17 protein-coding genes and 1 riboswitch are annotated in these 20,580 nt (G+C 63.0%); of the genes, 9 read left to right on the top strand and 8 right to left on the bottom strand.

The genetic code is table 11. The features are described from left to right. Positions 1 to 34: 34 nt before the first annotated feature. Positions 35 to 1,117, top strand: a complete 1,083-nt coding sequence (pheS, locus tag SIN04_RS11400) for a phenylalanine--tRNA ligase subunit alpha (RefSeq protein WP_134489260.1) — start codon at positions 35 to 37, stop codon at positions 1,115 to 1,117. A gap of 82 nt (positions 1,118 to 1,199) precedes the next feature. On the opposite strand, the gene SIN04_RS11395 is transcribed toward pheS, so the two are convergent. Beyond that, positions 1,200 to 1,412, bottom strand: a complete 213-nt coding sequence (locus SIN04_RS11395; protein ID WP_134489258.1) for a DUF1674 domain-containing protein — start codon at positions 1,410 to 1,412, stop codon at positions 1,200 to 1,202. A 174-nt stretch (positions 1,413 to 1,586) separates the two neighbouring features. Between SIN04_RS11395 and SIN04_RS11390 the strand changes: the two genes are divergently transcribed. Both SIN04_RS11390 and SIN04_RS11385 read left to right on the top strand, forming a co-directional pair. After that, positions 1,587 to 3,005 carry an RsmB/NOP family class I SAM-dependent RNA methyltransferase gene (locus tag SIN04_RS11390; protein ID WP_423135973.1) on the top strand — a complete coding sequence of 473 codons (1,419 nt, stop codon included), beginning with the start codon at positions 1,587 to 1,589 and terminating at the stop codon, positions 3,003 to 3,005. Positions 3,006 to 3,178: 173 nt separating this feature from the next. After that, entirely contained in the window at positions 3,179 to 4,957 is a 1,779-nt protein-coding gene (locus SIN04_RS11385; protein WP_341264450.1) for a heparinase II/III family protein, read from the top strand. A gap of 21 nt (positions 4,958 to 4,978) precedes the next feature. Here SIN04_RS11385 and SIN04_RS11380 read toward each other — a convergent pair whose 3' ends face one another. From SIN04_RS11380 to thiO, 4 genes are read right to left on the bottom strand one after another with little or no spacing between them, the layout of a single operon-like run. Next, positions 4,979 to 5,566: a thiamine phosphate synthase gene (locus SIN04_RS11380; RefSeq protein WP_134492459.1), complete on the bottom strand. Its 588-nt coding sequence runs from the start codon at positions 5,564 to 5,566 to the stop codon at positions 4,979 to 4,981. 10 nt (positions 5,567 to 5,576) lie between these two features. Further along, positions 5,577 to 6,374, bottom strand: coding sequence for a thiazole synthase (locus SIN04_RS11375; RefSeq protein ID WP_134489254.1), 798 nt, complete (start codon positions 6,372 to 6,374; stop codon positions 5,577 to 5,579). 1 nt (position 6,375) lies between these two features. Next, positions 6,376 to 6,573, bottom strand: a complete 198-nt coding sequence (gene thiS, locus SIN04_RS11370) for a sulfur carrier protein ThiS (protein ID WP_134489252.1) — start codon at positions 6,571 to 6,573, stop codon at positions 6,376 to 6,378. Further along, complete coding sequence (gene thiO, locus SIN04_RS11365) at positions 6,542 to 7,552, bottom strand: glycine oxidase ThiO (RefSeq protein ID WP_134492457.1); 1,011 nt, start codon at positions 7,550 to 7,552, stop codon at positions 6,542 to 6,544. The genes thiS and thiO overlap by 32 nt, the downstream gene beginning before the upstream one ends. Positions 7,553 to 7,610: 58 nt before the next feature. Continuing rightward, positions 7,611 to 7,732, bottom strand: a riboswitch (TPP riboswitch). A 252-nt stretch (positions 7,733 to 7,984) separates the two neighbouring features. Between thiO and SIN04_RS11360 the strand changes: the two genes are divergently transcribed. After that, the gene (locus SIN04_RS11360) at positions 7,985 to 8,737 is read left to right on the top strand and encodes a hypothetical protein (protein ID WP_341264449.1); all 753 of its coding nucleotides are present in this window, start codon (positions 7,985 to 7,987) and stop codon (positions 8,735 to 8,737) included. A gap of 156 nt (positions 8,738 to 8,893) precedes the next feature. On the opposite strand, the gene SIN04_RS11355 is transcribed toward SIN04_RS11360, so the two are convergent. After that, positions 8,894 to 9,826, bottom strand: a complete 933-nt coding sequence (locus SIN04_RS11355) for an IS1595 family transposase (RefSeq protein ID WP_134489248.1) — start codon at positions 9,824 to 9,826, stop codon at positions 8,894 to 8,896. A gap of 223 nt (positions 9,827 to 10,049) precedes the next feature. On the opposite strand from SIN04_RS11355, the gene addB reads away from it, so the two are divergent. The 5 genes from addB to queD all read left to right on the top strand — a co-directional run bounded on the left by addB (position 10,050) and on the right by queD (position 18,220). Continuing rightward, positions 10,050 to 13,199, top strand: coding sequence for a double-strand break repair protein AddB (gene addB, locus SIN04_RS11350; protein ID WP_341264448.1), 3,150 nt, complete (start codon positions 10,050 to 10,052; stop codon positions 13,197 to 13,199). Then, a complete protein-coding gene (gene addA / locus SIN04_RS11345; protein WP_134489244.1) occupies positions 13,199 to 16,642 on the top strand; it encodes a double-strand break repair helicase AddA in 3,444 nt (1,147 codons plus the stop codon). The genes addB and addA overlap by 1 nt, the downstream gene beginning before the upstream one ends. A 179-nt stretch (positions 16,643 to 16,821) precedes the next feature. Beyond that, positions 16,822 to 17,142 (top strand): thioredoxin TrxA, encoded by a 321-nt coding sequence (trxA, locus tag SIN04_RS11340; protein WP_134489242.1) that lies wholly within the window; start codon positions 16,822 to 16,824, stop codon positions 17,140 to 17,142. A gap of 78 nt (positions 17,143 to 17,220) precedes the next feature. Next, entirely contained in the window at positions 17,221 to 17,853 is a 633-nt protein-coding gene (gene queE / locus SIN04_RS11335) for a 7-carboxy-7-deazaguanine synthase (protein ID WP_134489233.1), read from the top strand. Between the two features lie 10 nt (positions 17,854 to 17,863). Continuing rightward, positions 17,864 to 18,220 carry a 6-carboxytetrahydropterin synthase QueD gene (gene queD, locus SIN04_RS11330; RefSeq protein ID WP_134489231.1) on the top strand — a complete coding sequence of 119 codons (357 nt, stop codon included), beginning with the start codon at positions 17,864 to 17,866 and terminating at the stop codon, positions 18,218 to 18,220. 84 nt (positions 18,221 to 18,304) lie between these two features. Here the strand turns inward: queD and SIN04_RS11325 are convergent, their stop codons facing one another. Continuing rightward, positions 18,305 to 19,621, bottom strand: coding sequence for a bifunctional folylpolyglutamate synthase/dihydrofolate synthase (locus tag SIN04_RS11325; RefSeq protein ID WP_134489229.1), 1,317 nt, complete (start codon positions 19,619 to 19,621; stop codon positions 18,305 to 18,307). Between the two features lie 22 nt (positions 19,622 to 19,643). Continuing rightward, positions 19,644 to 20,510 carry an acetyl-CoA carboxylase, carboxyltransferase subunit beta gene (gene accD, locus SIN04_RS11320; RefSeq protein ID WP_134489227.1) on the bottom strand — a complete coding sequence of 289 codons (867 nt, stop codon included), beginning with the start codon at positions 20,508 to 20,510 and terminating at the stop codon, positions 19,644 to 19,646. Between the last annotated feature and the right edge of the window lie 70 nt (positions 20,511 to 20,580).

Below are 20,580 nucleotides of genomic sequence, written 5' to 3'. Positions count from 1 at the left end.
TCCAGATATCCTTTTCATCGAGACGCTCCACATCATGTCCGACCTGAACGAACTCCAGACGACGATCCTTGCTGAAATCGCGGCCGCCCCTGACGAGGCGGCGCTTGATGCTGTGAGGGTGTCGGCTCTCGGCAAGAAGGGCTCGATTTCGGCGCTGCTTTCGGGACTTGGGAAGATGACGCCGGAGGCGCGCAAGAGCGAAGGGGCGGCGATCAACAGCCTCAAGGACAGCGTCAATGCGGCGCTGGCGGAGCGGCGCGCGGTGCTGAAAGAGGCGGCGCTCGAGGCGCGGCTCAAGACCGAGACGATCGACGTCACTTTGCCGGCGCCGGCGCAAGGCGTCGCGCTCGGCCGCATCCATCCGGTGACGCAGGTGATGGATGAGCTCGCCGAGATCTTCGCCGACATGGGATTTGCGATTGCCGAAGGGCCGGATATCGAGAGCGACGATTATAATTTCACAAAGTTGAACTTTCCGCCGGACCACCCCGCGCGGGACATGCACGACACGTTCTTCTTCAATCCCGACAAGGACGGCAATCGCAGGGTTTTGCGCACCCATACGAGCCCGGTCCAGGTGCGCACCATGCTGACGCAAAAGCCGCCGATCCGCGTCATTTGCCCCGGGCGCACATACCGCTGTGATTCCGACCAGACCCACACGCCGATGTTTCATCAGGTCGAGGGTCTCGTCATCGACCGCTCCGCCAATCTTGGCCATCTGAAATGGATTCTCGAAGAATTCCTCAAGGCGTTCTTTGAAGTGCCCGAGGTGAAGATGCGCTTCCGGCCGAGCTATTTCCCTTTCACCGAGCCTTCGATGGAGGCCGACGTCCAATGTTCGCGCAAGGGCGGAGAAGTGCGCTTTGGAGAGGGCGAGGATTGGCTCGAAATCCTCGGCTGCGGCATGGTGCACCCCAATGTCCTGCGCAATTGCGGCCTTGATCCCGACGTTTATCAGGGCTTTGCATGGGGCATCGGCATCGACCGCCTCGCCATGCTGAAATATGGCATGCCGGACCTGCGCGCCTTCTTTGAGGCGGACGTGCGATGGCTGAAGCATTACGGCTTCCGGCCGCTCGATCTTCCGACATTGGCTGGCGGTTTGAGCGGTTGAGGCGCCGTATTTCGCGCCAAGGTTTCAATAACGCCGGAGCGATCGCCTGAGACGCGGAGCCAAGCGCCATCGAAACGCACGCCTAAAAATCGCTCGCGATGCCCTTCACCTCCCAATCGCCGTAGCGGACCGGCTCGGGGCCGTCGCGGCCATTGATTTCCCTGGGCCGCTCCGCGCTTTCCCGCGCTTTGGCGCGGCGGCGTTCCTCCGCCTCGGCAAGGGCGCGGCGGGCGGCGGCGGGCAGATCGATCGCGGAAGCCGCTGCGCCGCCGTCGGTCTTCTCTTCAGTGCTCATCCATTTTTCCCCAGATTTTTGCATCAAAGGCGTGTTTACGCTTTTAGAAGCTTTTGGATTGGGACAAAAGCCCGCGCGAAATCTTGCCGGCCATGATATAAGAGCAGCGATTCAAGGCACATCTGGCAAAACCCTGATCCCAGTCATCAAAAAGCCCCCTGGCGGAGCATGAGTTTGAACGCACCTCCGCGCCGGCCCGATCGACAACGCAACCGCAAAGGCGCGCTCAATCGGCCGGGTCAAAGTGGGTACGCCGACGCTTCGAGACTCGAAGCCGAGCAGCATCCGGGCTTGCCGGCGCGCATCGCCGCGGCCGCCATTCTCAATGATATCGTCGGCAAATCCCATTCACTCGAAGAATGTTTTTCGCCGGGCGCGATTCCCGCTCGGCTCGGCGGCCTCGACGCGCGCGATGTGGCGCTTGCGCGTTCGATCGTCACCGTTGCGCTGCGCCGGCTCGGCACCATCCGGGCGGCGCTGGGCGAACTTTTGGACAAGGCCCTGCCGCGTCAGGTCTCCTATCTCGAGTGGACGCTGATCGCCGCTGCGGCGCAGATTCTCTTCCTCGATGTGCCCGATCACGCGGCGGTCGATCTCGCGGTGCGCGCGACGCGCCTTGAGACGAAAAGCGCCCCCTTCGCGGGGGTCGTCAATGGCGTCCTGCGTAATCTCGCGCGGGGCCGGGACCAGATTTTGGCGAAGAGCGATCCGCTCGAGGATGACACGCCGCCCTGGCTCGCCGCGCGCTGGCGCAAGATCTATGGCGAGGAGCTGGCGCGCGCCATCGCGAGCGCCAATCGCGACGAGCCGACCCTCGATGTCACCGTGAAATCCGATCCCGCGCTTTGGGCGGAACGGCTCGGCGGCGTGGTTCTGCCCACGGGCTCCGTTCGACTGACCACGCATGCCGCCATTACGGAACTACCCGGATATGCGGATGGCGAATGGTGGGTGCAGGATGCGGCCGCGGCATTGCCGGCGCGCCTGCTCGGCGCCAGCCCCGGCATGCGGATCGCCGATTTTTGCGCGGCGCCCGGCGGCAAAGCCGCGCAGCTCGCGGCGGCGGGCGCGACGGTCACGGCGATCGACCGCTCGGCGGAACGGCTGAAGCGTCTTGCCGCCAATTTTGCGCGGCTCAATCTCCATGCCGACATCATGGTCGCCGACATCGCCGGCCTCAAGGCGCCGCCCTTCGATGCGGTCCTGCTCGATGCGCCATGCCTTGCGACCGGAACGATCCGGCGTCATCCTGACATCGCCTGGATCAAGAAGGCGACCGACGTCGCGACGCTCGCCGCGGTGCAATCGCGTATGCTCGACAAGGCGGTGGAGCTCGTGAAACCGGGCGGCGTGATCGTCTATTGCACCTGTTCCCTCGAGCCCGAGGAAGGCGAGCTGCAGATCTCCGCGCTGCTTCGACGTAATCCCGATGTCCTCCGGTCGCCGATTTTGCCGGGCGAGGTCGGCGAGGTCGCCGGGGTCATCAACCAAAATGGTGAATTGCGGACCTTGCCCTCGCATCTTCCCGCCGATGATCCGAGACTGTCCGGCCTTGACGGGTTTTTCGCGGCCCGATTGATGCGGCGTGGTTAATAAAGCCGAGAGGATTTTCACGGATAAGTTAACCTTGTGAGGAGTTTTCCGGTTTCAGCGAATCGGCAAATTTCTCTAACTGTCTGTTTTATCGCATTTTCCTGGCGCAAGCGGCACCTGCTTCGCGTGAAAATGCTTCTGGCGCCGATCGTCGTCGTGAAAGCGAGCGCCGCGTGCGGGATCGTTACGGCTCGGGTAGCCAGGAAGTCGAGGAGTTAAGACCTGTGGCCGGCGCGATTTTAAAGGATCGGCTGCATGTCGCGGGTCTTCTTGCCGCGCGCGGCGCGAGCGCCCTCTGGCGTTTGTCGATGGCGCCCTGGCGTCTCATGACCGGATTGCGTCAGCGCCCGCCCGAACGTTTGCTGATCGCGCCGCAGGACATCCGAACCAGCGACCCGACCCTCGCGGCTGATATTTATGCGGGCTATTTCGCTTTTGGCGGCAAGATCGTCAACGCGCATGGGCGCTCCCCCTTCGAGCTCGAACCGCGATCGGAAGCCTGGGCGCGGGCGCTTTCGAGTTTTAGCTGGTTGCGCCATTTGCGCGCCGCCGATACGGCGATCGCCAAGGCCAATGCGCGCGCCCTCGTCGAGGATTTTCTCACCGCCTCAGGCAAGCCGGGTCACGGGCCGGCGTGGGAGCCGCGCACCGCCGCGCGCCGCCTCCTGTCGTGGCTATCGCAATCGCCGATCATTCTGCACGGCGCCGACCGCGTCTTCTACCGCCGCTTCATGAAAAACATCGGGCGCACCGAGCAGTTTCTCGAGCGCAAACTGGCCGAGGGCCTTGCCGGAGAGGATCGCCTCATCGTCGCCGTCGCCCTTGTCGAATTGGGCCTTTGCGCCGAAGGCGCCGGCAAGCTGCTGCAGCGGAGCACGAGGCTGCTTGCCGAAGAGTTGCAGCGCCAGATTCTTCCCGATGGTGGGCATGTCAGCCGCAATCCGCAGATTCTCATCGACCTTCTGCTCGATCTGTTGCCGTTGCGGCAGACCTATGCCGCACGCGGCGTGCAGCCGCCATCGCAGCTCCTCAACGCCATCGACCGCATGATGCCCATGCTAAGGCTTTTCCGGCATGGCGACGGCACGCTCGCCCTGTTCAACGGCATGGGCGTTACGCCGCCGGAACAGCTTGCGACGGTGCTTGCCTATGACGACGTCCGCGCCCGCGCTCTCACCAACGCGCCGCACTCGGGCTATCAGCGCCTTGAGATGCAGGACGCCATCGTCATCGTGGACGCCGGCCGGCCGCCGCCGCCGATTTTTTCGACGCGCGCTCATGCGGGCTGCGCGTCCTTCGAGTTTTCCGTCGGCGCGCAGCGTCTCGTCCTGAATTGCGGTTCGCCGGACGCCAACCGCGCCGCGGCGCAGGAAGCCGCGCGCATGACGGCCGCGCATTCGACCCTCGTCGTCGATGACACCTCCTCGTGCCGTTTCGCCTTTCACGTCGGCCTGCGCAAATGGCTCGGCGACGAGATCGTCTCAGGGCCGGATCCGGTGGACGTCGAGCGCCGCGACGAGGTGTCTGGCTCAACGCTCGTCATCCAGCATAATGGCTATGAGCCGCGCTTTGGGCTCGTCCATCAGCGCCGCCTCGCCTTGCACAGGGACGGCAAATGGCTCGACGGCGCGGATCGCATGCGCGCCGCTGGCCCGGCCGGCTCGATGGAGCGGCGTCCCTTCGCCTTGCGCTTTCATATCCATCCCAATGTACGGTTGAAACGCGTGCGCGAAGGTCACGCCGTCCTTTGCGTGCTGCCAAACGGCAGGCGCTGGCTGTTCGAGACCTTATGGATGGCCGAAATCGAGGAGAGCATTTTCTTCGCGGCGCCCGATGGTCCTCGCGCCTGCGCCCAGATCGTCATCGAGGGCGAGACGGAAGACGATCTTGAGATCGCCTGGAGCTTTCGCCAGCTCGAGAAGAAAAAGCGCGATGCGGCGCCGGAAGGCTGATGCGCCGCCGTTCGCGATCCTTTAATGCGCAAAGCGCCGCGTCGCCTTCACCCAATCCTTCGCTCGCTGCTCCGGATCGGTGTTGAGGGTGATGTCGGTCACCACCGCCGCGCTGTCGGCTCCTGCTTCTAGAACTCCGGCCGCGCGCTCGAGCGTCACGCCGCCAATGCCGACGAGGGGGATTGCGCCGATGCGCTTCTTCCATTCGCCAAGCCGGGCGAGGCCCTGCGGCGCGAAAGGCATCTTCTTCAAAATCGTCGGATAGACCGGCCCCAGCGCAATATAATCCGGCTCTGTTTCAAGCGCGCGAAAAAGCTCGGCCTCGTCATGCGTCGAAACGCCGATCCTTATCCCGGCGCGTCGAATGGCCGGCAGGTCGGCCGTGTCGAGGTCGCTTTGGCCGAGATGAATAAAGTCGCAGCCAGCGTCGATGGCATGACGCCAATAATCATTGACGACGAGCTGCGCGCCCGCTGTTTCGCACAGCGCCCTGGCTTTACGGATTTCCGCGCTCAAAATATCGTCGGGCGCGTCCTTGACGCGCAGTTGCACGAGCCGTACGCCGCAGGGCAGAAGCCTTGCGATCCAGTCCGAGCTGTCGACGATCATATAAAAGGGATCAAGCACGCGCGAGATCCGTGAAGGCGCGCCCGATCACAGGGGTCGAGGGCGCCGCCATATCGCGAGGCTGCATCGGATCGGCGCGATAGGCCATGCGTCCGGCCTCGACCGCGAGAGCGAAGGCCCGCGCAATAGTGGCGGGATCGCCGGCCTTGGCGATGGCGGTATTGAGCAAAATCGCGTCATAGCCAAGCTCCATCGCCGCCGCCGCATGGGATGGCGCGCCAATGCCGGCGTCGACGATCAGCGGAACTTGCGGAAAATGCGCCCTCAAGGCGCGCAGGCCATAAGGATTGTTGAGGCCGCGCCCGGTTCCGATCGGCGCGCCCCACGGCATCAGCACCTCGCAGCCGGCGCGGAGCAGCTTTTCGGCGACGACAAGATCCTCGGTCGTATAAGGAAACACCTGAAAGCCGTCGCGGCTCAAAATGGCCGCCGCCTCGACGAGGCCGAAAACATCAGGCTGCAGCGTGTCTTCTTCGCCGATGACCTCCAGTTTGATCCAGGGCGTGTTGAACACTTCGCGCGCCATCTCTGCCGTCGTCACAGCCTCTTTCACAGTGCGGCAGCCGGCGGTATTCGGCAGCACGCGCACGCCGAGCTGGCGGATCAGCGCCCAGAAATTTTCGCCCGCGCGGCTTGATCCCGATTCACGCCGCAGCGAGACGGTGACGATCTCGGTCTTCGCCTGCGCGATCGCGTCGCTGAGAATCGCGGGGGAAGGATATTGCGCTGTCCCGACGATGAGCCGAGAGGCAAACGAAACGCCGTAAAGGCTGAGCGCGTCGGCGTCCATATCAGCCTCCCTGCCGTGGGCTGACGATTTCGATTTTGTCGCCCTCTTTCAATCTGGTCTGCGAGCGGTCGGTCCTGCGCACAAAATTCTGGTTGAGCGCCGTTGCAACATGATGATCGTCATAATCAAGTTCGCGCAGCAGGGCGGCGAGCGTGTCGGCGGCGGCCTCAAGCCTCTTGCCGTTGACTTCTATTTGCATCCAACTCCTCCGCGAGGCTGGCGCCGTGGAGAGCGACATCAACGACCCGTCGCGCCAGCGCGGGCGCCAGCAAGAACCCGTGCCGATAGAGGCCATTGAGGGTGATCATATTGTCGTTGACGCCGATGCGCGGCAGATTGTCGGCGAAAGCGGGACGGACGCCGGCGCCGGTCTCGATGATTTCCGCTTCCGCGAAGGCCGGATGCACGGCATAGGCGGCGCCCAGAAGCTCCAGCATCGCGCGCGCGGTGATTCGGCCAGCCTCGTCGTTCTCGATCATCGTCGCGCCGATCATGAAGCGCCCGTCGCCGCGTGGCACGATATAGACGGGATTGCGCGGATGGATCAGCCGGATCGGCCGCGTGAGTTCAACCTCACGCGTGTAAAGGACCAGCATTTCGCCCTTGACGCCGCGCAGGGCAGGCAGCGTTTTCCGCGCGTCAAACCCCCGGCAATCGACGATCCAATCGGCGTCCTTTTCGCGCAGGTCAGCCTCGACGCCATATCGCAAAGTCACATTGTCCATTGCGTCAAGACGCGCGGCGAGCGCCGCCGTCGCCGCGCGTGGATCGAGATGAGCCTCACGCGGAAAATACAGCGCCTCGTCGAAACGGCCTTCAAGGTCCGGCTCGAGCGCCGCGATCGCCGCCGCGCCGATCCGCTCATATTCGCGCGTCCGGCGCGCAAAGCGCGTCAGCTCCGGCCGGTCGCGGCTGGGAGCGATGACAAGGGAGCCATGCGTCTCTGCGACCGGCACGGTCCCGGTCCAGTAGCGCAGCGATTCGACGCCGAGATCGACGACGAGCGGCTCGGCGCTTTCCGCCTCGCACCAGGGCGCGATCATGCCGCCCGCAAGATAGGAACAGCCGAGCCCTGGCCCCTCGCGCCGCTCAATAAGCTCGACGCGGCAGCCGGCGCGGGCAAATTCATAGGCGGCCGTCAGCCCGGCGACGCCCGCGCCAATGATTTTTACGCGCAAGCTCATGCGCGCCTCCAGAAGAGGAGGGCGGCCGAGCGGAGGACTCTATTGGGAGAGAATTTCAAAGGTTCACCATCCCTACGCCAGTGCGAGCTGGATCAGGTTCGAAGGGTCGCCGGGCCGCTCATTCAAGCGTTGCCAGCCTCTCAGCCCCCTGACGGGGATCCCCTAGGTTTGCGCGACCATAGGTAAGCGCGCGCGAGCCAGGCGTCAAGCGCTTGGGCTCGATCACGGCAGTTGCTCGGCGTGTGAGTTCCTGATATGTTCTCAACATCGCGTTGGGGATATTATACTTGCCGTAGTAACAGCGGGGCGCTAGCATGAGCGCCGCCGCCGGAGAGACTAGGGGACGCGACTGCAATTCAACCCGGCAGGCTTTGGAGCCTGTCGGAGATGCTAAAGCTAAATGGGCGACCCTTTATAGTAGCCGTGATGAGTTTAAAGGAATTGTCGTCGGCGCTTACGATGTATGTCGCCACTAGCCGCGACCCCATCAATGGCAAACACGAGATAATTTCGGAGCAAGAAAACAATGACGCCTTGAAACACTGTCGCGCTTTGCGAGAGTCATGCATCATTTTAGGGGCAAATATAACGCGAATAGCTGTAGATCGGATGATCGTTAGATTAGAGCCCGGACCCGTATCGATTCGCGATTTGAATAAGCTCATTGATGATATAACCGGACGTTTAGAAGACGAGTTTTTTTCAATAAATTTGTTGGTTCTAGAGCAAACCACCCAAACTTATTTCGGCTCGGACGGCGGCCTGTTTGGACCTGATGTAAGCGCCAACTTTCCTGCGCTGACTGAGGATATTGCAGAAGCTGGAAATTGTTTAGCTCTATCGCGTCACACTGCAGCTGTTTTCCACCTTATGAGAGTTATGGAGGTGGGCGTGCAACGATTGGGCGACCTATTACACATTAGCCTGCCGTCTACAAAAAATTGGCAAAATATACTGGATGAGGTGAACAAGGCGATAAAGGCTCTTCCTCCGAAAGAGAGGTTGACTAAGCAATACGCTGAAAGCGCTGCTCACCTCTATAACGTCAAGCTTGGATGGAGAAACGAGGTCATGCACCCAAAACAAACGTATACGGAGGAGGAGGCCGTCAACGTATTTAATGCGTGTCGCGCATTTATGCGCGACTTGGCGGGGCTGGTCTCCGAGACGGCCTCTTAGCGGGCACGATTTTTTCGAACGCGCGTTCGAATGTCTCGCCCGTATTCTCAACGTCAAGCTTCCGGGCGGTTTCTATAAACCGCTCGGATTGCTCTTGGTCGGCCAACTTAGGCTTTGGTTTCGCCTTTGGTTTTTCGACTTTTGCCATAGGGTCTTTCAGTCATGAGCCGTTTGATAAGCGAGCCTCTTTCCGACGATGCCCTTCAAGGCGTGGTCAGCAAGTGCAACATCATTGATACCAAGCTTAATACGGTTCAAATAACGAAAATCAAATTCGGCCAGATAGCGGTGCAAATGCCGCGCGCCGCAATGCTGATAGACGCCTTTCATGCGGCGTTTGAAGATGCTGTAGAAGCCTTCCACCGTGTTTGTGGTGACAACGCCGCGCCCGTATTCGCCAAGACGATGGTTGACGGTGTCGTGGCTGGCAAACGCCTTGCCAATCGACTTATAGCGGGTCGCCTCATCGGTCATGATCGCAGTTGCGCAAGCGATGTTAGCCTTCACGATCGGCTCTATGTCGGCGTCGACCACGCTGATTCCATCAACATGGAAGCTGCGCGAAGAACCACCACGCTCCACAAGGGGGAGCACAACATTGCGGAAGTTATAGCCTTTGAAAGAAGCGTCTTTCAGAGCGCGTTCCTGCTTGCCGATAACGGTTTCGTCGATCTCAACGGTCGCGCCTTCGCCGCCCATCGGCGCAAGGCCTCTGCCCTGCATCGCGAGACGAATGCGGTGCGACATAAACCAAGCGGTTTTCAGGGTCACGCCAAGGGTGCGGTGAAGCTGGTTAGAGCTAATCCCCTTTTTGCTCGCTGTCATGAGATGTATTGCTTGCAACCACAGGCGCAACGGAACGTGGCTAGACTCAAAAATGGTCCCAACCTTCACGGTAAACGGCTTGCGACATTCGTTGCATTGGCGGACGCCGATGCGAGTAGATTTGCCAGCCATCAATTTCATCCGCGACGCATCGGCGTTGCCGCAGTGAGCGCAAACCGGACCAGTCGGCCAAACGCGCGACTCAACGTAGGCGTAGGCGGCGCGCTCATCGTGGAAGTGTTTGTCAGAGAGAGAGGACGACATGACGGCTAACTCCTCAATGGAATCAACCTGCTCCGATCAATATACTACGTCAAGTATAATATCGCCCATCGCGTCGTACGGACAGAAGCTTTCTGCCGCTCTTGCGGCTGCGTTTAAGGCGGGATCCTGTGCAATCTGTGGATAGACCGGCCGATGCCATAGGCCGCCGATTCTGCACGCCTATGATAGCCGCCGCCCGCGCTACCATTCACGAAAGGCCCGCGTGAAAAAGAACGTCTTCACCATCGCGCCGAGCGCGCCCTTTCTGAAGACCTTCGCCAAGGCCTTCCTTGATGGCGAGGTCGTCGAAGGGTTTTCCAGAAAACTTGGGCCGTTGGCGCTCGCGGAAGCGACCATTTATGTGCCGACGCGCCGCGCCGCGCGCGCGCTGACGGACGAGTTTTCCCGCGCGGTCGGCGCCAGCGCGACCTTGCTGCCGAATATCCTGCCGCTCGGCGCGCTGGAGGAGACCGAGACGAGCCTCATCTTCGAGGAGGGCGCCGGCGACGAACTCGGCCAGCCGCTCGATCTGCCTCTGGCGATGGGCGACATCGCGCGGCGCATGCAGCTTTCAGAGCTGATCCTGTCCTGGGCGCGGGCCCTGCGCCACGCCATCGTGCGCGTCGATGCGCAAGGCGGTTATGTGGTCGACGCGCGGGAGTCTTTTCTCGTCGCGACCACCGCCGCCGACGCCTGGCATCTGTCCGGCGAACTGGCGGGGCTCATTGATGAACTGATCATTGAGGACATCAACTGGGAAAGGCTCGATCCCCTGGTGCTGCCGGAGTTCGATCCCTATTGGCGCATCACGCTCGATTTCCTGAATATCGCGATCAAGGGATGGCCGAAAATTCTGGATGAGCGCGGGCTCGTCGACAAGGCGAGGCGCCAGGTCGCGCTGATCGAAAAGCAAAGCATAAAATTGCGCGAGGGACGGTGGCAGGGACCGGTCGTTGCGATCGGCTCGACGGGATCCAATCGGGCGACGGCGCGTCTCCTCAAAGCCATCGCTGAATCGCCCAAAGGCGCGGTCGTGCTGCCGGGCCTTGATCTCGACCTCGATGACGCCGCCTTCGCGCTGATTGGCGGAGAGGGCGAGCATGAGGCCGCCTTCACCCATCCGCAGGCGGCGATGAGCCGGCTTTTGCGCACGCTGCAGCTCTCCCGCGCGGAGGTCGCGCCGCTTGGCGAGACATCGGTCGGTCAGCGCCTCAGGGAGCAATTCCTGTCGCAGGCTCTGCGCCCCGCCGAGGCCACGGATGAATGGATTGCCTATCGCGGCCGGATCGACCGCGTCATGCTCGACGAGGCGCTAGCGGGCGTCAGCCTGATCGAAGCCGCCGACGAACGCGAGGAGGCGCTGGGCCTCGCCATCGCCATGCGCGAGGTTTTGGAGGCGCCCGGGCAAACGGCGGCGCTGGTGACGCCGGACCGCGAATTGGCGCGCCGCGTCACGGCCGAATTGCTGCGCTGGGGCGTTGCGGTCGATGATTCCGGTGGCGATCCTTTGAGCGCGAGCCCTGCGGGCGTTCTGGCGCGGCTCGCCATCGCCTGCGCCGCCGAGGACATGAGCGCGGCGAGCCTTGCGGCGCTGCTGGCCCATCCCGGAGTGCGTCTTGGATTCTTGCGCGATGACATCGGGCGTCTGTCTTCCCTCTTCGAAATCGGCGTCTTGCGCTCCAGCGCGGCGGGCGAGCGAGACGCTCGCGTCGTCGCTGATCCGGCGCGCGCGATTGCTATGGCGCGGGCGGAGGCGAGGGATCGTTTCGCTCATCCGGCCAAACGGCGCATTTCCGCGCCCGAATGGGAGATTCTTGAGGATCTGCTGCGCCGCCTCGCCGCGGCCTTCGCACCGGCGCTCGCCCTTGAAGGTGAGCACGATCTCAAAAGCTGGATCAGCGCGCATCGGGCGGCGATCGCAGCGATCACGGCCGGGGAGGACGCGCGAACGAGCGGCGAGGATGTCGGAGCGCTCGACGCCCTCTTCGATGAACTGTCAGCAAACGCGACGGCCGGCATGCGCTTCGACGCCGAATCTTACGGCTTCTTCTTCGCGGCTGTGGCGCGCGACGTCAGGCTGCGCGGACCGCAAAAGGCGCATCCGCGATTGAAGATTCTCGGCCTTCTCGAAGCGCGCCTGATGGACGCTGATCTGATGCTGCTCGGCGGCCTCGACGAGACAGTCTGGCCGCCGCAGGCGCGCGCCGACGCCTTTCTCAACCGGCCGATGCGCGCGGCGCTGGGCCTGACGCCGCCCGAGCGCAAGCTCGGCCAGACGGCGCATGATTTTACGCAAGGTTTTGCGCGGGCAAGGGTGATCCTAAGCCGCGCGCAAAAGCGCGGCGGCGCGCCGACCGTCGCGTCGCGTTTCCTGCAGCGGCTTGCGGCGCTGGGCGATGAGAGCTGGCGCGGCTGCGTCTTGCGGGGACAGGTCTATGTCGATCTTGCGCGCGCGATCGACCGCCCCCTCGCGCCCGCGCCGCCGATCAGGCGGCCGGCGCCAAGACCGCCCCTCGAGCTGCGTCCTTCGAGCCTCAGCGTCACCAAGATCGAGACCTTGCGGCGCGACCCTTATGCGCTCTATGCCGAAAGAATCCTCGAACTTGCCGAATTGGCGCCGATCGGGCGCGCCGCCGGGCCGGCCGAGACCGGCAGCGCCATTCACGCCGCATTGGAGCTTTTTGTCAAAGCCCATGCCAGCGGAAAACTGCCCACGGGGGCGCGCGACGAGCTTCGCCAGCTCTTGCGCGACGGACTGAAGGATCAACTGGATGATCCAGATTTTCGTGGCTTCGCCTGGCCGCGTCTTGAAAAGATGATCGACTTTTATCTTCGCTTTGAGGCGGGGCGGCGGGACAGCGTTCAGCAAATCAGAAGCGAAATCCCGGGCAAGCTCGAACTGACGCTCGGCGATGGGTCGCCTTTCATCCTGACCGCGCGGGCGGATCGCATCGAGTTGGCCGAGGACGGCTCGATAACGCTCATTGATTATAAAACAGGGACGCCGCCGGGGACCAAAGAGATTCTGGTCGGCTTTGCGCCGCAGCTCACGCTGGAGGCGGCGATGGCCCGCCGCGGCGCATTTGATCTTCCGCCCGATCGAGACGCGATTTTTGGCCTCTACCTGAAACTCGGCGGCGCGGATGGCGGCGAGATCAAGCCGGTCGATTTCGCGCGGGAAAAGACAACCTTCATGGACGTGGCGGACGATCACTTTGCCGCGCTCATCGCTTTGCTGACCCAGTTCCGCGATCCGGCGACGCCCTATCCGGCGCGCCCGTTCCCCAAATTCGCCAAGAGCTATAACGCCTATGATCATCTGGCGCGGGTCAAGGAATGGTCGCTGAGCGGCGAGACGGAGAGCGGCGCATAATGGCTCTCGCCAACATCCCTCTGCACACGCTGGAAAAGCAGCGTCAGGCCTCAGATCCCGGCGCTTCCGTGTGGGTCTCCGCCAACGCCGGCTCCGGCAAGACGCATGTGCTCGCCCAGCGCGTCGTGCGGCTGCTGTTGCAAGGCGCGCCGCCCTCGAAAATACTCTGCCTGACCTTCACCAAGGCGGCGGCGGCGAATATGGCGACGCGCGTCTTCGATACTCTGGCGCTGTGGACGCGGCTCGACGACGCGGACCTGCGCAAATCAATCATCGCGACCGGCGCGCCAGACCCCGGCGCGCGGGAAAGAGTCGCGGCGCGAAAACTCTTTGCGCGTACGGTCGAGACGCCGGGCGGCCTGAAAATCCAGACCATTCACGCCTTCTGCGAAAGGCTGCTTCATCTCTTTCCGTTCGAGGCGAACGCGCCCGCGCGTTTCGAGGTCGCCGATGAGATGGGGCAGGCCGAACTGTTGCAGCGCGCCCGGCGCGAGGTGTTGGATCACGCATCCCGCGATGACGCGGCGCTCGCGGTCATGCTTTCGCGCGTGACGGAGGATTGCTCGGGGCAGGGATTCGAAACCCTCGTCAAGGAGGCGATGCGCCATCGCGCCATGTCCCGCGCGTCCTGGCCGCAGAATCATGAGTCCAGTCTTCGCAAGGCTTTGGGGCTGGCCGCGGGGCGGGACGTCGCCGCGATCAGGCGGCAGATGATCGAGGACGGCATCACTCCGGCGCGATGGCGCGAGATCGCCACATTTCTCGAAGCAGGCGGCGCAACAGACCGCAAGAGGGCGGCGTTGTTCCGGCAAGCGGCCGCGCATCGGGCGGATGGAGACGCCGAATCTTGCCTTGGCTCTTATCTTTCGATTTTCTTCAAGGACGATGACGAGCGATATGTCAGCCTCCTCACCAAGGCTTTGGCGAAACAGCGGCCGGACATCGAGGCCGGGTTTTATGCCGAGCAGGAGCGGCTCGAGGTTCTGCGCGCCGAACAGAAAGCCGCCGCCACCGTGGAGCGCTCAGTCGCGCTGGCTCTCCTCGTTGATGCGATCTTCCAGCGCTATGAGGCGATGAAGGCCGCGCGCGGCATCCTCGACTTCGATGATCTCGTGTCGAAGACGCTGGCGCTGCTCGAACGGTCCGAGGCGGCATGGGTGCTTTATAAGCTCGACGCCGGAATCGACCATATTCTCGTCGATGAGGCGCAGGACACGAGCGCCGCGCAGTGGCGGATTCTCGAGCGGCTGACGGGCGACTTCGCGGTCGGCGCGGGCAGCGCGACAAGCGCCCGGACTTTCTTCGCCGTCGGGGACGAAAAGCAGTCGATCTTTTCATTCCAGGGCGCGGCGCCGCATATGTTCGGCGAGATGCGGCAGAAATTCGAGCGTAAATTCACCGCCGGAGCGGAGACCTTCGCGCATGTGCGGTTGACGCAATCTTTTCGCTCGGCGCCCGGCGTGCTGGCGGCCGTCGACAAAGTGTTTGCTCCGCCCGCCCATCAAAATGGGCTTGTCGCTGATCTCGACGTCTGGATGCCGCATGAAGCCTTGAAGGAAAAGCTTCCGGGCCTCGTCGAGATCTGGCCGCCGGTTGGCGTCGAGGCGCGCGAGAGCGCGCGCGACTGGAGGCTGCCGCTCGACATTCTGGACGAGGTGGACCCGGCAAGCCTTATTGCGCAGCGCGTCGCGCAAAAGATCGCCGGTCTTATTGCCGAGGGGTCGGGAGAGTGTGTTTACGACAGCGCGGGCGGCGGCGCGCGTCCTGTCCGCGCGGGCGATATTCTCATTTTGGTGCGAACGCGCGGCGCCTTTTTCGACGCGGTGATTCGAGCGCTTAAGCAGAATGGCGTGCCTGTCGCCGGCGCCGACCGGCTTGAGCTTGCCGAACATATCGCTGTGCTTGACCTTGTCGCGGCGGGGCGCGCGGCGCTTCTGCCCGAGGACGACCTGAACCTTGCCGCGGTTTTGAAATCGCCGCTGATCGGCTTTGACGATGACGATCTTTTAGCGCTCGCCCCGCGCCGCCCGGCGAGTCTTTTCGAGGCGCTCAAAGCCTCGCGCAAGGAAAAATGCGAGGCGGCGGGGCAAAAGCTTGACCTTTGGCGCAGCCGCGCCGCGCAGAATCCTTTCGCCTTCTATTCCAGTCTGCTCTGCGAGGATGGCGGGCGGCGCGCGATGGAGGCGCGGCTTGGCCCGGAGGCGGCCGACGCCATTGACGAATTTTTGCGCCTCGCTCTCGCCCATGAGGCGGAGGCGGCGCCTTCGCTTTCAGGCTTTCTGTCCGACTTCGAGGCGGTGGAGCGTTCGATCAAGCGCGATATGGAGAGCGGGGCCGACGTCGTGCGCGTCATGACCGTTCACGCGGCGAAAGGGCTTGAGGCCAAAATCGTCTTTTTGCCGGATACTTGCGGCGCGCCGTCGCCGCGCCATGATCCGAACATTTTTGTGGTTGGGGCCGGACCCTCCGCCGCAATCGCCTGGTCGCCGCGCAAGGCGGCCGATTGCCAGGCTGTGGCGCTCGCGCGGGAAAATATGCGCGGCGCAGGACAGGATGAATATCGGCGCCTTCTTTACGTCGCCCTGACGCGGGCCGAGGAGCGGCTCTATATCGCGGGGTTTCATGGCTCGAGAGGGCGCGCTCAAGGCTGCTGGGGCGAGATGATCGACGCGGCGCTTGCGAATGATCCGGATATCGAAAGCGCCCCGGCGTTCTGGAACGCGGATGAGAGCATCCTTCGTCTCGTCTCGAAAGGCGGTTATCCCGCCTCCCTTGTTTCGCGGGCGCCCCCCGCCGCCGCGGCGTCCCCGCCGGACTGGCTCTGGCGGCGCGTCGATCCGGTGATGGAGCCGGCGCCGCCAATTCGGCCGTCGAGCGCGCTCGCATCGGCCGATCGCTGGGTTGACTCTTCTCTGACGCCGGCTCGGCGGGAGGCTTTGCGTCTCGGCTCCTTGACGCATGTGCTGCTGCAATATCTGCCCGATCTTCCGCCTGAGAGTCGCTCAAGGGCGGGGCTGGCGTTTCTCGGGGCGAGAGCCGGCGATCTCGATGCGCCGACGCGAGAAGATCTTCTCAAGGCGGCGCTCGCGGTGATCGGCGCGCCGGAGCTTGCGCCCCTGTTTGGCCCCCAATCAAGGGCCGAGGTCGCGGTTTCGGGCAAGATCGCCCTTCCGCGCGAAAAATCGATCGAGATCATAGGGCGGATCGACCGCCTGGGGATTGCGGGGGATGACGTGCTTGTGGCGGATTTCAAGACCGGCGCGCCTTGCGCCACCGCCGACATCCCGGCGCGCTATCTGACGCAAATGGCGCTGTATCGCGCCGTGCTGGCGCCGCTCTGGCCGGCCAAACGCCTGCGCATGCTGCTGATCTGGACCGATGGGCCTCTTGTCGCGACCCTCGACGACGCTTTGCTCGACGGGGCTCTCGCGGCGGTGGCGTAAGGCGCGTTTGTGATCATCATATCTATTTGTTCTGACAAAAGAGTCAGCTAAAGCGCCAGGGAATCGGCGCGGCAAAAAGCGCGCACCGACGAGGGCGCCTTGACGCAAGAGCCGAGCCTTCTTACTTTCGAAATGAAACGCAGGTGGAATTTCTCCGCGCAGAATGATGAGAGCAGCCCATGTCGACCGTCAAAGTCACCGATGCGAATTTTAAAAGCGATGTGGTTGGCGCCGGCGGCCCGGTCGTAGTGGATTTCTGGGCCGAATGGTGCGGCCCCTGTAAAATGATCGGCCCGGCTCTGGAAGAAATCGCCGACGAATTAGAGGGCAAGGTGACGATCGCCAAGCTCAATGTCGACGAGAATCCGGGCACCGCGGGCGCTTATGGCATTCGCAGCATTCCGACTTTGTTGCTGTTCAAGGAAGGAAAGCTCGCCTCGACCAAGGTCGGCGCGGCGCCGAAGGGCGAACTCAAGAGATGGATATCCGAGGCTATCTGAGCTTTCCAATTCGCGCCATTTTGTGCGCCGGTTTATAATGAAAGGACCCCGCAGGGGTCCTTTTTGCTTGGGACAAGAATGGCTTACGCAGTCAAAGAGCTGTTCTTGACGCTCCAGGGCGAGGGCGCTCAGGCCGGGCGCGCCGCCGTATTCTGCCGCTTTGTCGGCTGCAATCTGTGGTCTGGCCGCGAAAAGGACCGCGTCGAGGCGACCTGCAGCTTTTGCGACACCGATTTTGTCGGAACCGATGGGGAGGGCGGCGGCTCTTTCGCGCGCCCCGAGGCGCTTGCGGCCGCGATCGAGGCGGCCTGGCGCGGCGGAACCGGCGATCGTTTCGTCGTCTTTACTGGCGGCGAGCCTTTGCTGCAACTCGACGAGGCGCTGATCGAGGCGGCCCATGCGCGCGGTTTTGAGGTCGCGGTCGAGACCAACGGGACGCTGGAGCCGCCGCGCGGCGTCGACTGGCTATGCGTCAGTCCCAAGGCGGGCGCGGCGCTGACGGTAACGCGCGGATCTGAACTGAAGCTGGTGTTTCCTCAAGCGGATTTGCCGCCCGATGCGCTGAGCGGGCTTGATTTCGCGCATTTCTGGCTGCAACCCATGGATGGCGCTGATGTCGCGGCGAATACGGCCGCGGCGATCGCCTATTGTCTTTCGCATCCGCATTGGCGCCTCAGTGTCCAGACTCACAAGCTGATCGGCATTCCATGAAGATTTCGGCATGAAAATCACGCAGGCGTTTCATTTCGAGGCGGCGCACAGGCTGCCGCATGTCGGCGAAAAACATCGTTGCTACCGGCTGCATGGCCATTCCTACCGCGTTGAGGTGAACCTTGAGGGCGCCGTCGACCAAAAAAGCGGGTTTGTCGTCGATTTCTTCGATATAGAGGCGGCGTTCGGGCCGCTGCTGGAACGGCTCGACCATCATTACCTCAATGAGATCGAGGGGCTTGAGAATCCGACGGCGGAATTGATCGCGGTCTGGATTTTCGATCGCATCAAACCGAAGCTACCGCAGCTCGCCGGCGTCAAAGTGTTCGAGACGCCGGATTGCTGGGCTGACTATGATGGGGCTTGACGGCCCCATCAGCTCGCGCGCGTCGCTTAATTGGATTTTTGCCGGCGCATCGCGCTCGGGTTCTGCCGAGGCGTCGGTCGAAGCCTATTGCGGCGGCGTTCCGTTCAGCGCCAGCACCTCGCCTGCCAGATAAAGGCTGCCGGCGATGAGGATGCGCGGCGGCAAGCGCCATTCGCGCGCCGAGAGGAAGCGAAGCGCCAGTTCGATGCTTTCGCAGGCCGCGGCGGGGATGCCGACTTCATTGGCGGCGAGGGCGACGTCCCGCGCGGGTTTGCCGTAGAGTTCCGCCTCGACGGGAACAGCCAGCGCTTCCTGCGCAATGCCCTTGAAGGAGCGCAGGAACGCGGCGGTGTCCTTGGTCGTCAGCGTGCCGCAAATAATGATCAGCGGCCGTTCTGTCCGGTCCTCGAAATCGGCCATGGCTTCGGCTAGCGCGCGACCGCCGTCTTCATTATGGCCGCCGTCGAGCCAGATCTCGGCGCCGAAGGGCGCAATTTCACAGACGCGTCCTTTCACCATATTTTGCAGGCGCGCCGGCCACTCGACCTGGGTCAGGCCGCGCTCAAAAGCTTGCGGATCGAGGTCCGGTTCGACGCAGCGCAGGGCAGCGATGGCGGTTGCGGCATTCTGCTGCTGGTGGCGGCCGAGAAGCCGCGGCAGCGGCAGGTCGAGCAGGCCGCGCTCGTCTTCGAAAATAAAGCGGCCTTGTTCTTCCCGAGCCGAAAAATCGCGCGCCGCAATGAATGCCGGCGCGCCGACGCGCGCCGCCTCAAGCTGAAGCGCCTTGAGCGCCTCATCCTGTTGCGCGCTCAAAATTGCCGGAACGCCCGGCTTGAAGATGCCCGCCTTTTCGAAAGCGATCTTCGCGAGCGTATCGCCAAGATATTCCGTGTGATCGATCGAAATTGACGTGACCACGGTCGCTTTCGGGGGCGGGATGACATTGGTGGCGTCGCCTCTGCCGCCAAGGCCGACCTCGAGAAGCAGATAGTCAGCCGGCGCTTCACTGAAAATCTTGAAGGCGGCCGCGGTCGTAAACTCGAAAAAGGTGATCGGCGCGCCCGCGTTGACCTCTTCGCAATAGCTCAGCGCCGCGAACAGCGTGGCGTCGCTGACCAGTCTGCCGCCGCCCTTCGCCCCGAGCCGGATGCGCTCATGAAACCGCACGAGATGCGGCGAGGTGTAGACGTGAACGCGCTTGCCCGCGGCCTCGAGGATCGCCCGCATGAAGGCGATCGTCGAGCCTTTGCCATTGGTGCCGGCGACATGAATGACGGTAGGAAGCTTCTGCTCCGGCGACCCGATGGCGGCGAGCAGCCGCTCCATGCGCCCGAGCGTCAGCTCGATGTCTTTGCGATGCAACAGGAACAGGCGAGCCAGAAGGGCGTCGAGGGGGGTCATGGTTCGCGTGTTCCGGCTTGCGTCAGGCGGCTCGCTCAACGAGCGGGGTGCGCGTCAAAAGGGAGCAAACGCGGGCGAGGGTCGCGCGCATATCCTGACGCTGCACGACCATGTCGATCATGCCATGCGCTTCAAGATATTCCGCGCGCTGAAAACCTTCCGGCAGCCGTTCGCGAATGGTCTGCTCGATGACGCGCGGCCCGGCGAAACCGATGACGGCGCCGGGTTCGGCGATGTGGACGTCGCCTAGCATGGCGTAGGACGCGGTGACGCCGCCCGTCGTCGGATTGGTCAGCACCACGATATAGGGCAGGTTGGCCTTGCGCAGCCGCTGCACGGCGATGGTCGTGCGCGGCATCTGCATCAGGGAAAAGATGCCCTCCTGCATCCGCGCGCCGCCGGAGGCGGTGAATATGATGAAGGGCGCGCGCCGCTCGAGCGCCGTCATCATGCCCGTGATGATAGCCTCGCCGGCCGCCATGCCGAGCGATCCGGCGAGAAAATCGAAGTCCTGAATGGCGACGACGACCTCCATCCCTTCGAGACGCCCGCTCGCGAGCTTCACGGCGTCCTGCGCCTCGGTCTTGGCGCGATATTCCTTGAGCCGGTCGGTATAGCGTTTGACGTCGCGGAATTTCAGCGGATCGAGCGGCACGTCCGGCGTCGCGAGCTCTTCATAGACGCCGCCGTCGAACAGATTGTTGAGGCGGGCCTTCGGCCTGAGGCGCATGTGATAGCCAGATCCCGGCACAACGAAAAGATTGGCCTCGAGATCTTTATGGAACACCAGTTCGCCGCTTTCCGGGCATTTGACCCAGAGATTTTCGGGCGTTTCCCGGCGCAGGAAGGATCTGACCTTCGGCGGGACGACGTTTGAAATCCAGTTCATGCAAGTTCCTGATGCAGCGGGCTCTTGGCGTTCCCGGCCTGTCGATCCGGCCAAGGCTGGCGCCTATTTA

Origin of the sequence: Methylocella tundrae (genome assembly GCF_038024855.1) — a bacterium.
GTDB classification, from domain to species: Bacteria; Pseudomonadota; Alphaproteobacteria; order Rhizobiales; family Beijerinckiaceae; genus Methylocapsa; species Methylocapsa tundrae.
The sequence above is the reverse complement of the archived record's forward strand: the minus strand, read 5'-3'. Positions and strand labels throughout refer to the sequence as shown.

Coding starts and splice junctions, on each gene's coding strand:
- queD (WP_134489231.1), top strand. CDS start 17,864: ATGAAAATCACGCAGGCGTTTCATTTCGAGGCGGCGCACAGGCTGCCG.
- addA (WP_134489244.1), top strand. CDS start 13,199: ATGGCTCTCGCCAACATCCCTCTGCACACGCTGGAAAAGCAGCGTCAG.
- SIN04_RS11355 (WP_134489248.1), bottom strand. CDS start 9,826: ATGTCGTCCTCTCTCTCTGACAAACACTTCCACGATGAGCGCGCCGCC.
- SIN04_RS11380 (WP_134492459.1), bottom strand. CDS start 5,566: ATGATCGTCGACAGCTCGGACTGGATCGCAAGGCTTCTGCCCTGCGGC.
- SIN04_RS11360 (WP_341264449.1), top strand. CDS start 7,985: ATGAGTTTAAAGGAATTGTCGTCGGCGCTTACGATGTATGTCGCCACT.
- accD (WP_134489227.1), bottom strand. CDS start 20,510: ATGAACTGGATTTCAAACGTCGTCCCGCCGAAGGTCAGATCCTTCCTG.
- pheS (WP_134489260.1), top strand. CDS start 35: ATGTCCGACCTGAACGAACTCCAGACGACGATCCTTGCTGAAATCGCG.
- SIN04_RS11375 (WP_134489254.1), bottom strand. CDS start 6,374: ATGGACGCCGACGCGCTCAGCCTTTACGGCGTTTCGTTTGCCTCTCGG.
- queE (WP_134489233.1), top strand. CDS start 17,221: ATGGCTTACGCAGTCAAAGAGCTGTTCTTGACGCTCCAGGGCGAGGGC.
- thiS (WP_134489252.1), bottom strand. CDS start 6,573: ATGCAAATAGAAGTCAACGGCAAGAGGCTTGAGGCCGCCGCCGACACG.
- SIN04_RS11325 (WP_134489229.1), bottom strand. CDS start 19,621: ATGACCCCCCTCGACGCCCTTCTGGCTCGCCTGTTCCTGTTGCATCGC.
- trxA (WP_134489242.1), top strand. CDS start 16,822: ATGTCGACCGTCAAAGTCACCGATGCGAATTTTAAAAGCGATGTGGTT.
- SIN04_RS11395 (WP_134489258.1), bottom strand. CDS start 1,412: ATGAGCACTGAAGAGAAGACCGACGGCGGCGCAGCGGCTTCCGCGATC.